At 68.3% G+C, this 10,925-nt stretch carries 11 protein-coding genes and 1 tRNA gene; 3 read left to right on the top strand and 9 right to left on the bottom strand.

Going from position 1 to position 10,925, the window contains the following annotated elements:
- Positions 1 to 61: 61 nt before the first annotated feature.
- From ACFSCV_RS13280 to ACFSCV_RS13270, 3 genes are all read right to left on the bottom strand, one after another.
- Positions 62 to 973, bottom strand: coding sequence for an ABC transporter permease (locus ACFSCV_RS13280; RefSeq protein ID WP_378800062.1), 912 nt, complete (start codon positions 971 to 973; stop codon positions 62 to 64).
- A 103-nt stretch (positions 974 to 1,076) separates the two neighbouring features.
- Positions 1,077 to 2,390, bottom strand: coding sequence for an ABC transporter substrate-binding protein (locus ACFSCV_RS13275; protein WP_378800061.1), 1,314 nt, complete (start codon positions 2,388 to 2,390; stop codon positions 1,077 to 1,079).
- Positions 2,391 to 2,462: 72 nt separating this feature from the next.
- Positions 2,463 to 3,557, bottom strand: a complete 1,095-nt coding sequence (locus ACFSCV_RS13270) for an ABC transporter ATP-binding protein (RefSeq protein WP_378800060.1) — start codon at positions 3,555 to 3,557, stop codon at positions 2,463 to 2,465.
- Between the two features lie 257 nt (positions 3,558 to 3,814).
- On the opposite strand from ACFSCV_RS13270, the gene ACFSCV_RS13265 reads away from it, so the two are divergent.
- Positions 3,815 to 3,891 (top strand) — tRNA-Asp (locus ACFSCV_RS13265).
- 285 nt (positions 3,892 to 4,176) lie between these two features.
- Here ACFSCV_RS13265 and ACFSCV_RS13260 read toward each other — a convergent pair.
- The 5 genes from ACFSCV_RS13260 to ACFSCV_RS13240 form a co-directional block, all read right to left on the bottom strand.
- Complete coding sequence (locus ACFSCV_RS13260) at positions 4,177 to 4,947, bottom strand: alpha/beta fold hydrolase (RefSeq protein ID WP_378800059.1); 771 nt, start codon at positions 4,945 to 4,947, stop codon at positions 4,177 to 4,179.
- A 251-nt stretch (positions 4,948 to 5,198) separates the two neighbouring features.
- Positions 5,199 to 5,447, bottom strand: coding sequence for a DUF2934 domain-containing protein (locus ACFSCV_RS13255; protein ID WP_378800058.1), 249 nt, complete (start codon positions 5,445 to 5,447; stop codon positions 5,199 to 5,201).
- Between the two features lie 86 nt (positions 5,448 to 5,533).
- Positions 5,534 to 7,753, bottom strand: a complete 2,220-nt coding sequence (locus ACFSCV_RS13250) for a TonB-dependent receptor (RefSeq protein WP_417568603.1) — start codon at positions 7,751 to 7,753, stop codon at positions 5,534 to 5,536.
- 341 nt (positions 7,754 to 8,094) lie between these two features.
- Positions 8,095 to 8,331, bottom strand: coding sequence for an FAD-dependent oxidoreductase (locus ACFSCV_RS13245; protein ID WP_378800739.1), 237 nt, complete (start codon positions 8,329 to 8,331; stop codon positions 8,095 to 8,097).
- 98 nt (positions 8,332 to 8,429) lie between these two features.
- The gene (locus ACFSCV_RS13240) at positions 8,430 to 8,723 is read right to left on the bottom strand and encodes a hypothetical protein (RefSeq protein WP_378800057.1); all 294 of its coding nucleotides are present in this window, start codon (positions 8,721 to 8,723) and stop codon (positions 8,430 to 8,432) included.
- 304 nt (positions 8,724 to 9,027) lie between these two features.
- Here ACFSCV_RS13240 and ACFSCV_RS13235 point away from each other — a divergent pair, with 304 nt between their 5' ends.
- A complete protein-coding gene (locus ACFSCV_RS13235) occupies positions 9,028 to 9,231 on the top strand; it encodes a hypothetical protein (RefSeq protein WP_378800056.1) in 204 nt (67 codons plus the stop codon).
- An 18-nt stretch (positions 9,232 to 9,249) separates the two neighbouring features.
- Here ACFSCV_RS13235 and ACFSCV_RS13230 read toward each other — a convergent pair whose 3' ends face one another.
- Complete coding sequence (locus ACFSCV_RS13230) at positions 9,250 to 9,429, bottom strand: phage tail protein (RefSeq protein ID WP_378800055.1); 180 nt, start codon at positions 9,427 to 9,429, stop codon at positions 9,250 to 9,252.
- 150 nt (positions 9,430 to 9,579) lie between these two features.
- On the opposite strand from ACFSCV_RS13230, the gene ACFSCV_RS13225 reads away from it, so the two are divergent.
- A complete protein-coding gene (locus tag ACFSCV_RS13225) occupies positions 9,580 to 10,923 on the top strand; it encodes a carbohydrate porin (RefSeq protein ID WP_378800054.1) in 1,344 nt (447 codons plus the stop codon).
- The last annotated feature ends 2 nt before the right edge of the window (positions 10,924 to 10,925 follow it).

Here is a 10,925-nt window from a genome sequence, read left to right as displayed (position 1 = left end):
ACGAACAGGCCGAAGAACGCCGCGAGCACGTAGAAGGAGAACGGCCGCTTCTCGCCGGACATCACAGCTCCTTCCGGATGTCGACGATCCTGAGGATCGCGGCCACCATCATCAGCACCACCGCGAGCAGCACCACCGCGTTGGCGGCGGCGGCCGGGTACTGCAGCAGCGAGATCTGGTTCGCGATCATCAGGCCGACCGAGGCCGACTGGCCGCCCGACATGAAGCGCACGGTGATGAAGTCGCCCATCACCAGCGTGACCACGAAGATCGAGCCGATCGCGATGCCGGGCTTGGCGAGCGGCAGGATCACGTTGGTGAGGATCTGCGTCGCCGAGGCGCCGGCGTCGCGCGCCGCCTCCACCAGCGAGCGGTCGATGCGCACCAGCGTGTTGAAGATCGGCGTCACCATGAACAGCGCGTAGAGGTGCACCATGGCGAGCACCACCGCGAATTCCGAGAACAGCAGAAACTCCAGCGGCGCCGGCACGATGCCGAGATCGACCAGGGCGGAGTTCAGCAGCCCGTTGCGGCCGAGGAACGGCACCCACGAGATCATGCGGATGATGTTCGAGGTGAGGAACGGGATGGTGCAGAGCAGGAACAGCGCCGTCTGCATCTTCACGGTGCGGACGTGGAAGGCGAGGAAGTAGGCCACCCAGAAGCCGACGAACAGCGAGATCGCCCACACCAGAACGACGAACTTCAGGGTATTGAAGAAGGTCCGCCACGTCACCCAGGAGCCGAGCGTCTCGGCGTAGTTGAGGGTGACGAAGTCGGGATAGATCTGGACGCTGTCGTAGTCCCAGAAGCTGACGATCACGATCGCGGCGATCGGCAGCAGCAGGAACGCTCCGAGGATCAGCGCGAGCGGCGCGGCCTGCAGGTAGGAGGAGAGCCTGCGGCTCGCGCGTCGCCGCAGGGTCGGGGCGGGGGGCTCCAGAACGCCGGCCGGGGCTTCGATGGCGGTCATGTTGCGGCGGGCCTCCTATCCTCCCCCGCGCGGCGGGGGAGGGGGACCGCGAAGCGGTGGAGGGGGCGACGCGTGACCATGGCGTCCATCCGAGCCGTTCTCCTCACGCCGCGATGAACTCGTTCCACTTGCGGACCATGTAGCGGTCCTTGTCCATGACCGCGTTCCAGCACGCCACCTTGCCCATGCGCTCCTCGAACGAGCCGCCGTCGCGCACCGCGCCGGCCTTCTCGATCTCCTTGCCCTCGGGCGACTTGATGTCGACGGCGGCCGGCTTGCCCTCCATCCAGAACGCCCACTCCTCCGGCGACATGTGCTCCTTCGCGGTGGTGAGGCAGGCGGAGTAGTAGCCCTGGCGGTTGAGATAGGCGCCGCACCAGCCGGACAGGTACCAGTTGATGTACTCGTAGGCCGCGTCGAGCTGCAGGCCCTTGACGTTCTTGCCGATGCCGAGGCCGCCGCCCCAGGCGCGGTAGCCTTCGGCGAGCGGCTGGTAGACGCAGGGGATGCCCTTGGAGCGCACCGCCGTCACCGCCGGAGACCACATCGACTGGATGATGACCTCGCCCGAGGCCATCAGGTTCACGCTCTCGTCGAAGGTCTTCCAGAAGGCGCGGAACTGGCCGTTGCGCTTGGCCTCGATCAGGACGGCGATCGTCTTGTCGATCTCGTCCTCGGTCATGTTGCCCTTGTCGCCGTAGGTGACGAGGCCGGCGCTCTCGCAGATCATCGCCGCGTCCATGATGCCGATCGACGGGATGTTCAGGATCGAGGTCTTGCCCTTGAACTTGGGGTCGAGGATGTCCTTCCAGTTGCCGATCGGGCGCCCGACGAGATCGGGGCGGATGCCGAGCGTGTCGGCGTTGTAGATCGTCGGGATCAGCGTCATCCAGCCGGTCTGCTCCTTCGCGAAGGTCTTCGCGCCGGGGCCCTCGACGAAGCTGACGGTGTGGGGCGCCGTCCCTTGCGCGATCTTGCTCTCGGGCGTCAGCTTGCCGGTGGTGAAGATCGGGACGATCTGGTCGTAATACTTGATCTTCTTGACGTCCATCGGCTGCAGCGCGCCGGTCGGATAGACCTTCTTGCAGATCCAGTACTCGATGTCGGCGATGTCGTAGCTGTCGGGCTGGGTCACGGTGCGCTGGGTGACGCTGTCGCTGTCGAGCGCGGTCATCTGCAGCGTGAAGCCGAGGTCCTGCTTCACCTTGTCGGCGATGGCGTTGAGGTTCGAGACGCCGGTGCCGAACTGGCGCAGCGTGACGTTCTTGATGTTCTGGGCCCAGATCGTGGGGAAGCCGGTGACGGCGCCCGAGCCGGCCGCGACGCCGGCGGCGGCCGCGCCGGTCTTCAGCAGCGTGCGGCGCGAGACGCCTTCCGCGGCGGCGTTCGTCGTCGTGTCGGGGGTCTTCTCGGTCATGGCGTCTCTCTCGCGTCTTAAGGTTTCTTGGCGCTTTGGGTCTTGGCGCCTTCAGGCGTCGTCGGAAGCGGCTCAGTGCGCGGGCGGCGCCAGCACATGGACGTCGGCGAGGGCCCATGCGAGCGGCACGGCGTCGCTGACCGCGTGCGGCTTGCCGTCGAACACGTCCTCGTCGGCGTAGACCGTGAACTCCTCGACGCCGGGGGCGTCGAGCGTCACCTTCATCGAGCCGCCGCGGTATTCGATGTTCTTCACGAGGCCGGTCACGCCGAAGCCCGGCGCAGTGGCCTCGCCGATGGCGATCCGGTCGCGGCGGATGGCGATCTCGGCCGGCTGGCCGACCGCGAGCCGCGGGTCCTTCGGCGTGCGGAACGACACGCCGTCGGGCAGCGCGAGCGTCGCGCCGTCGTCGTCGATCGCCGACACCCGGCCGGAGAGCACGTTGTGGTCGCCCATGAAGCGGGCGACGAAGGCGGTCGCCGGCCGGCGGAAGATCTCGCGCGGCGGGGCCGCCTGCTCGATTCGGCCGTTCGACATCACCACCACGAGGTCGGCGAGCGCCATCGCCTCCTCCTGGGAGTGCGTCACATGCACGAAGGTGATGCCGAGGTCGCGCTGCAGCCGCTTCAGCTCCTGCCGCATCCGCACCTTCAGGAACGGGTCGAGCGCGGACAGCGGCTCGTCGAGCAGCAGCGCCTGCGGGTTGGTGATCAGCGCGCGGGCGAGCGCGACGCGCTGCTGCTGGCCGCCGGAGAGCTGCGCCGGGCGCCGCTCGGCGTAGGGCTCGAGCCCCATCAGCGTCAGCATCTCGATCGCCTTGGCGCGCCGCTCGGCCTTCGGGACGCCCTTCACCTTCAGCGAGAAGGCGACGTTGTCGACAAGGTCGAGATGCGGGAACAGCGCGTAGGACTGGAACATCATCGAGGTCGGCCGCCGCGCCGGCGGCAGGTCCGTCACCACCACGTCGCCGATGCGGATGTCGCCGGACGAGATGCTCTCGTGGCCCGCGATCATGCGGAGCGTGGACGTCTTGCCGCAGCCGGACGGTCCCAGCAGGCAACAGTAGGAGCCGGCCTTGATCTTGAGGCTGACGGAGTCGACCGCGACGGCCTCCGGTCCGTAGCGCTTGGTCACGGACGCGATGTCGATCTCGGCTGCCTGGGCCATGCGGTCTCCCCGTCGAACGCGGAAAACGCTCAGCAACGCCCGTGCCAGCCCCGCGGCGCCGGGAACTCCATGCGGCGAGGAGCGCGGGGCTGGCGCATGGCAGGCCAGCGGGCGCCCAAAAATTAGGCGACGCCGGCGCCGAAAGCGTGAGCGGCCGGGTTCCCACAGGCCTGTCGGCCGCCGCGCTGGGAGCGCTTGACAGGGCCCCCGCCGTCCCTTACCAACCGCCCACCTGAGCGGGGGCGCACCCCGCTTTTGGGGGTGTAGCTCAGTCGGTTAGAGCGCCGGCCTGTCACGCCGGAGGCCGCGGGTTCGAGTCCCGTCACTCCCGCCATCATTCTCCAGAGGTCGTGACAGGACCCTGGACGCCGGTTGATGTTCATCCCGGCCAGCGGCTGACGCTTTACCCCTCAGACGTTTCCGTTCCTGCGTTTCGCGCGGCCGTCTCGGCGCGCTTCCGCGGCCTCGCGGAGATTCGCGCGTTCGGGCGGAGCGCAGGTCGCGACCCGTGGCGTGATCGCCGTCCCGGCGCTGGAGAGGTTTCGGCGCCGCAGCTTTTCACGAACGGCGCATCGCGCCCCCACCGGCTTCGGCCGGCGGGGCGCTGTCGCGTTCGGGGTCAGCCGACGCCTGCGGCGTCGAGGATCAGCGCCGCGACGGCGTCAGGTTGCGAGATCATGGCGACGTGGCTCGCTTTGACCTCCACGGTCCTGGCGTCCATCCTTTTCGCCATGAAGCGCTGCAGGTCCGGGTTGATCGTCCTGTCTTCGGTGGCCACCGCGTAGAAGCTCGGCTTCGAGCGCCACGCCGCCTGGCGGGTCCGCTCCTGCAGAAGCGCTTTCTGGAAAGGCTGCTGCACCGCATAGAGCGCCTTCGCTCGTTCGGCCGGCAGGTCGCCGGCGAAGTCGTGGATGAAGGCCTTCTCGCTCAGCCGTCCTTCCTCGCCGTCGAACACGAGTCCGTCCGCGACGGGCGGCCGAGGATAGGCCTTCGCCAGCGCCGCGAAGTCCTCGCCGGCGTCCGGCGCGCGCGCCGCCACATAGACCAGCGCTGAGACCTTCGGGTCGTCGCCCGCCTCGCTGATGATCATCCCGCCGAAGGAGTGGCCGGCCAGCACCGTGGGGCCGTCCTGGCGGGCGAGCACGCGCTTGACCGAGGAGACGGCCTCGGCCAGCGAGGTCAGGGGATTCTGCACGGAGGTGACGTTCAGGCCTGCGGCCTGCAGGCGCGCGACCACCTCGATCCAGGACGAGCCGTCCGCATACAGGCCGTGGGCGAGCACCACGTTCCTGGCGGCGGGCGCCGCCGGGGCGGCGCGGCTCCGTCCGACGGAGGCGGCCGAGACGGCGCCGGCGGCGAGCAGGGTCGAAAACGTTCTGCGGTCGATCATGGCTTGGTAGCCTTGTGCTGGGATGGACGAAGCGCCGGCGCGAAGAACGCTCGCCGACGCCACCCTCCCGTTCGCGCCGAGACCGGTCGTTGTTACGCCGGACGCCGAAAGGCTCCTGCCAGCCAGGCTTTCCGATCTCGTCGCTCCGGACCGCTTCGACGCGCGCGAGCCGCCTCCGCCGGCGTCCGGTGAAACAAAAAAAGCCGCCCGGCGACGGATCGCGGGCGGCTTTTTCGTCGTAGCGTCGAGGCTTAAGACGGACGCGCGGCCCGTCGGCGGGCCGGCTTCGCGGCGGCGGCGCCATCCGGCCCTGCGCTTGCAGTGGCGGCCTTCTCGCCGCCGCCGATGTCGGTCGCGGTCGACGCTTGCGGAGCGCTTGCGGAATCGACGCCCAACTCCTTGCTGGCGCGCTCCCAGTGCTCGTGTTCGCGTCCCTCCGGACGGCCTTCCTCGATCCAGATCTGATACGCCCGTTCGCGTACGTCCTGCGTGTGGTCCATGCGCTCCTCCTGTTGGGGGAGAAACGGCCAGGGACGGCCCGGCGTTCCCTCCGCGCCGTCAGGCGGGGAGGGCGCCGAAGCAGCCTTCAGAAGTCGACCGAGGCCGACAGCAGGAAGGTCCGGGGCGCGCCGACGGCGAGGAAGCCGCGGGCGGACGAGGACCAGTAGGCCTTGTCGAACACGTTCTGGACATCGGCGCGGATGACCACCGGCTTGTCCAGCGGACCTGTGAAGGCGTAACGGGCGCCCAGGTCGAACCGCGTCCAGCTCGCCACCTTCTGGTCGTTGGCCTGATCGTACTTCGTCCCGCCCGTGTAGAGCACCCGTCCGGTGGCGGTCAGGCCGGCGATCCAGGGCAGGTCGTACTCGCCATAGAGATTGATCGCCGTTTTCGGCACGCCGGGAGCGTCGTTGCCGTCAAACGCCCCGCTGGCGGTCTTCTCCAACTCCGCGTCGAGGAGCGTGACGCCGCCGAGCAGCCGAAGCCCCTCGATCGGCTCGCCGGCTACGCTCAGCTCCACGCCGCGATTGACCTGCCGGCCATCGACGCCGAACGTCCCACGCGGATCGCTCGCTCCGGGAGCAGCCGGCGTGACGAAGCCGTTCGGCTGCCGGATCTCGAACAGGGCGGCGGTGAACAGGAACGAGCCGAAGTCGTACTTGACGCCCACTTCTCGCTGCTTGTTCACGACGGGAGCGAACGCCTCGCCGGCGTTAGTCACCGTCGCGGTCGTGCCCGGCGCCGTCGGGCCTTCGGTCAGCGCCTCGACGTAGTTGGCGTAGACCGACAGGTTTTCGGTGACGCGGATCGTCGCGGCGATGGCGGGGCTGAACCGCTCGTCATCGTAGTGATAGGTGTTCAGGCCGATCGGGCCGCGATCGGGCCGGGTGTTGAAGCCCCGCGACCGGATGTGCTGGTAGCGTCCGCCGAGCGTGAGCTGGAGCCGGCCCTCGACGAAGGACAGCGTGTCGGACACGGCGACGCTGGAGGCCCGCAGGTCCGCGAACAGCGGCAGGTCGTCCGAACGCGCGAAGCCGCCCGTGCTCGGCGAGCCGCCGGGCAGGCCGCCCGGATTGTAGATGTTCGTGGGGAAACTCGGGAGAGTTGGGGGAACGAAGCCGCCGCGGTAGTTCTCGTTGAGCGCGCGCGAGGCGGCGATGTTGACCTGGTGCCCGATGAAGCCGGTCTCGAACTTCGAACGCACGCCGACTTCGCCGGTGAAGCCCTGGATCTGCTGGGGCTGAATGGCGAGGGTCGCCGTCGCGTCGCCGTTGGTGTTGAGGATGCGGTAGGACGAGGTCAGGAAATCCTCGCGGTAGCGGCTGGCGCCCGCGGCGGCGTAGATCGTCGTTTCCGGCAGCAGGTCGAATTCGACGCGGCTGGCGGCCATCTTGTAGTCGCTGTCGATGTATTCGAACGAGTTCGCCGTGTTCTTCCGGCCGTTAGGCGCGCGCGGTATGTCAAATCCCGGTGCGGCCGAGTTGAACAGCGATGTGGGCGCCTCGATGTTCTGCTTCGAGTGGTTGAGGTCGAGCGAGGCGCGGAAGCGGTCGCTGCGGTAATCGAGGGCGAGCGCCGCGACGCTGACCTCGCTTTCGTTCTTGTCGAGCGCCGTGTCGCCGTTACGGTAGGAGCCGTTGAAGCGGACGCCCCACGCGTTGTCGGGGCCGAAGCGGCGGCTGACGTCCACGTGGGTTCCGAGCTGGAAGTCGCTGCGGAAGCTCGTGGTGACGCGCGTCAGCGGCTCCTCGCCGGCGCGCTTCGGCACGAGGTTGATCGTGCCGCCTACGCGGCCGACGCCGCCGTTCACCAGTTGGGTTGGGCCTTTGATAATCTCGACCCGCTCGATGCCGTCGAGGAAGCTACGCCGGGCGTTGGCGATGTAGGGCAGGCCGTCGAAGAAGACGTCGAGATTGGTGACCGAGAAGCCACGGATCATGAAGGCGTCGCGCTCGCTGAACGGCGGCGCGTCGGCCCGCACCGACGGGTCGTTCAACGTGATGTCGGCGATGGACTGGGCCTGCTGGTCGCGGATCAGCTTCTCGGTGTAGCCGGAGATGCTGAACGGCGTTTCGAGGATCGAGCGGTTGCCCAGCATGCCGAGCCGGGCGCCGGTGGCGACCTGACCGCCGGCGTAAGGAGCCGGCGGCTGGCCGACCGTGGCGGTGGCGGGCTTTCCATCGCCCGAATGTCGGCCTTCGACCCTGAGTTCGTCCAGCACCGTCGCGCTGGCGGCCCCGGCGTCGGGCCGTGCGGCTTCGCTCTGCGCCAAGGCCGGCCCCATCGCCAACAGCGACATTCCCATGGCGGCCAGTCCGGACAAGCCGCGACCGAACCACCGCAATCCCCGCCCCCTCATCATCCAATCCCCATTTTTCGTGCCGGAGCCTGCGCGTCGCGCCGGTCTCGTCCCGCGACCGGGCAAAACGCCCGAGCTCCGGCAGCAAATCCGCAATTTTGCCAAATAATTGGCGGTGCTTACGTCAACGGGCACTATTGACGGCGGGGATGAGGGTCATCAAACAATATCGTGATGTCTTCTGAATTAGAGTACTTCCAATTTAGATCGATTCTATTCTCATATGTGAGAAACATAAGGGGCCCGAAGCGGTCTTTTCGGGCTCGAAAGTCCTGCGCCCGCCGCCGTCACCGGAACGCGAACAGGTCGGCGTCCGGATCGCGAAGGCCCAGCACGGCGCGCTGGACGAGCTGGGCCGCCACGGCGCTGAACGTCACGCCGTTTCCGCCGTAGCCCATCACCGCAAAGCATCTTTTGAACCCGGGCACGCAGCCGATGGACGGCAGCCCGTTGTCGCTCTCGCCGAAGAAGCCCGACCATGCGAACGCGTCGGCGACGTCCGTCACCTCTACCGGCGCGAACAGGCGCGCGCCGGTCTACCGGCGCGTTATGCGCCGCGAGACGAGTCGTCGCGAGGATCCGGGATGGCGTGCGGGGGCGGCCGTGGCGCGCTCGCAGGAGCTCACGGCGCCGGCGAGAGCTGTGGGTCGTGCGATTGGGACGACGCGTAGGTGAGCCCCGCCGCCGCCAGCCAGGACTGCCAGACGTCCAGAAGGGCGTGGAGCGCGCCTTCCTTGGTGGCTTCCCGCCCGCCGAGCTTAAGCGGGATGGGGCCGCCCTGGGTTTCGGTCTGCTTCAGCGCGAACAGCGCCCAATAGGATGACGCGTCCGCTTCGACCGTGACGCCGCCGATCGCCACCCTGTGCGAATAGACCGTCAGGACGTCTTCGTTTGAGCTTGAAACGATGTGGAGCACAACATATTCCCCCCTTTACTGTCAAAATTCTGCTAAAGAAACGTATTATAGAAAGAGCAGTTCCATTTTATGCTGAAAAATATTTTTCATTCACTAAAGCAACAGTATAAGCAATATTATTTCGCAGCAGTCCATGTGCGGGGCGGCCGATGAGCGTGCGCGGGGCCAGCGCCGGTCTGTGACCGGCGGCCGCTGTCGCATGTTCCGTTTGAGGCAGTTCCCCTGCTTGCAACAACTCCCGAGAGGCGGGAAAGTTTCATCCGCGGTCGCGCGCCCAATGACGCGGCCCGGCAGGGAGGCTTGGATGCTGCAGCATCTCATGTACGAAATCGTCGGCGTGGCGCTGTTCGGCGCGGCGGTTCTGATGATCCTGATCGCGCGGCGGGACGGCGGGCGCACCGCGGGCGTCCTGCAGGGCAGGGCCAATCTGGCGACGGTCTACTCGCTCGCGGTCACCTTCCTTCTGGCGAGCGGCGTGGCGGGCGTCATCCTCGGCTTCACCACCTGACGCAGCTTCGACGGCGCGTCACAGCCGCGGCGTCCGCACCCGGTGGGCCGTCAGCGCCTCCGGCCACAGCCCCGCCCATTCGACCGCGACGCAGACGGCGATGACCGCCGCGACCACGCCGATCGCGATGAGTTGGCGTCGCGACGGCGGCCGCCGCACGATCATCGCCATCCGCATGAAGAGCCGCGCAAGGTCCATTTCGCGGATATAGCGTGGGGCGGCGGCTTCGACGATCGGACGCCTCCGGCGGATCGCCGCAGGCGTCGTCGCCGGTTGAGCCTCACGGAGCCGTGTGCGACCCTGAGCGAAACATAAGACGCTCGGAACGCGATCGCGGGGGGACATCAGGTGAGGCGTTTTCGATCGGCCGCCGCGGGAGCGGCCGGGTTCGTCCTGTTCGGCCTCTGCCCCGCGGCGCCGGCGCTCGCGGATGACGACGACGATGGCGGGTCCCTGCTCGATTCCACTCCCGCTTTCGCGGAGCTGAAGGCCGGACGCGACGCGCTCGCCGAGCGCGGCTTCCGGTTCTCCGGCTTCTACTTCTCCGACATGCGCGCGGTCGCGCGCGGCGGGATCAGCCGCGGCGGGGCCTATATGGGGCTCGCGAGCCTGTCGCTCGACGTCGACGCGGAAAAGACGCTCGGGATCGAGGGCGGCTCGCTGCACGTCAACGCGCTGCAGATCCATGGCCGCGACCTGGCCGAGCGCCGCGTCGGCAACATTCTGGCGGGCAACGACATCGGCGCCATGCCGACGACGCGCCTGTTCGAGCTCTATTACGAGCAGCGTTTCAACGATCGTCTCGCCGTGCGCGTGGGCCAGCTCGCGGCCGACGAGGTTTTTCTCAAGAGCGGCTATGCGGAGCTGTTCATCGGCGCGACCTTCGGCTGGGCGGCGTCGCCGTCGGAGAACCTGCCGCAGGAGGGGCCGGCCTATCCGCTGGCGGCGCTCGGCGCGCAGGCGACCTTCGAGGCGACCGACGATCTCACGTTCCGGGCCGCGATCTACAACGGCGCCGCCGCTCCGCTCGACGCCGAGGAGCCGGAGGAGGCGAACCGGCGCGGGTTGAACTTCCGCCTGAAGGACCCGCCGCTGGTGATCGCCGAGGGCGAATACCGTTACGGCGGCGGGGAGGAGGGCCTCTCCGGCGCGGTGAAGCTCGGCGGCTACCTGCATTTCGGCGACTTCGCCCGCCTGCGCGACGGCGAAGACGCGGAGCGGACGCGGGACCGGAACGTCAACGTCTACGCCGTCTGGGACCAGCAGATCTTCCGTCCCGAGGGCGAGGACGACGAGACCGGCGTCGGCGTTTTCGCGCGCGTGATCCTCGGCCCCTCCGACCGCAACGCCGTCAGAGCCTATGTGGACGGCGGCGTGGTCGTGCGCGGCATGGTCCCGGGCCGCCCGGCCGACGTCTTCGGCGTCGCGGCGGCCTACGCCGATTTCTCGCCGGCGCTCGCGCGGGCCGATCGGGCCGCGAACGCGGAGGCGGGCGTCCGCGGCCCTGTGCGCGACTTCGAGATGACGTTCGAGGCGAACTACCGCGCCGAGATCGTCCCCGGCCTCACCCTGCAGCCGACCGCGCAATACGTCGTCCACCCCGGCGGCTCGGTCGCGCACCCCAAAGGCGACGGCCGCCGCCGCATTCCGGACGCGCTCGTGTTCGGGCTGACGACGATCGCCAGGTTCTGACG

The organism is Methylopila henanensis (assembly GCF_042681025.1).
In the GTDB taxonomy this organism is placed as follows: domain Bacteria; phylum Pseudomonadota; class Alphaproteobacteria; order Rhizobiales; family Methylopilaceae; genus Methylopila; species Methylopila henanensis.
This window is presented reverse-complemented; position numbering and strand designations above follow the sequence as displayed.

Excerpts from the sequence above, each read along its gene's own strand:
- ACFSCV_RS13280 (WP_378800062.1), bottom strand. The coding sequence starts at position 973 with ATGACCGCCATCGAAGCCCCGGCCGGCGTTCTGGAGCCCCCCGCCCCG.
- ACFSCV_RS13275 (WP_378800061.1), bottom strand. The coding sequence starts at position 2,390 with ATGACCGAGAAGACCCCCGACACGACGACGAACGCCGCCGCGGAAGGC.
- ACFSCV_RS13270 (WP_378800060.1), bottom strand. The coding sequence starts at position 3,557 with ATGGCCCAGGCAGCCGAGATCGACATCGCGTCCGTGACCAAGCGCTAC.
- ACFSCV_RS13260 (WP_378800059.1), bottom strand. The coding sequence starts at position 4,947 with ATGATCGACCGCAGAACGTTTTCGACCCTGCTCGCCGCCGGCGCCGTC.
- ACFSCV_RS13255 (WP_378800058.1), bottom strand. The coding sequence starts at position 5,447 with ATGGACCACACGCAGGACGTACGCGAACGGGCGTATCAGATCTGGATC.
- ACFSCV_RS13250 (WP_417568603.1), bottom strand. The coding sequence starts at position 7,753 with ATGGGAATGTCGCTGTTGGCGATGGGGCCGGCCTTGGCGCAGAGCGAA.
- ACFSCV_RS13235 (WP_378800056.1), top strand. The coding sequence starts at position 9,028 with ATGCTGCAGCATCTCATGTACGAAATCGTCGGCGTGGCGCTGTTCGGC.
- ACFSCV_RS13230 (WP_378800055.1), bottom strand. The coding sequence starts at position 9,429 with ATGGACCTTGCGCGGCTCTTCATGCGGATGGCGATGATCGTGCGGCGG.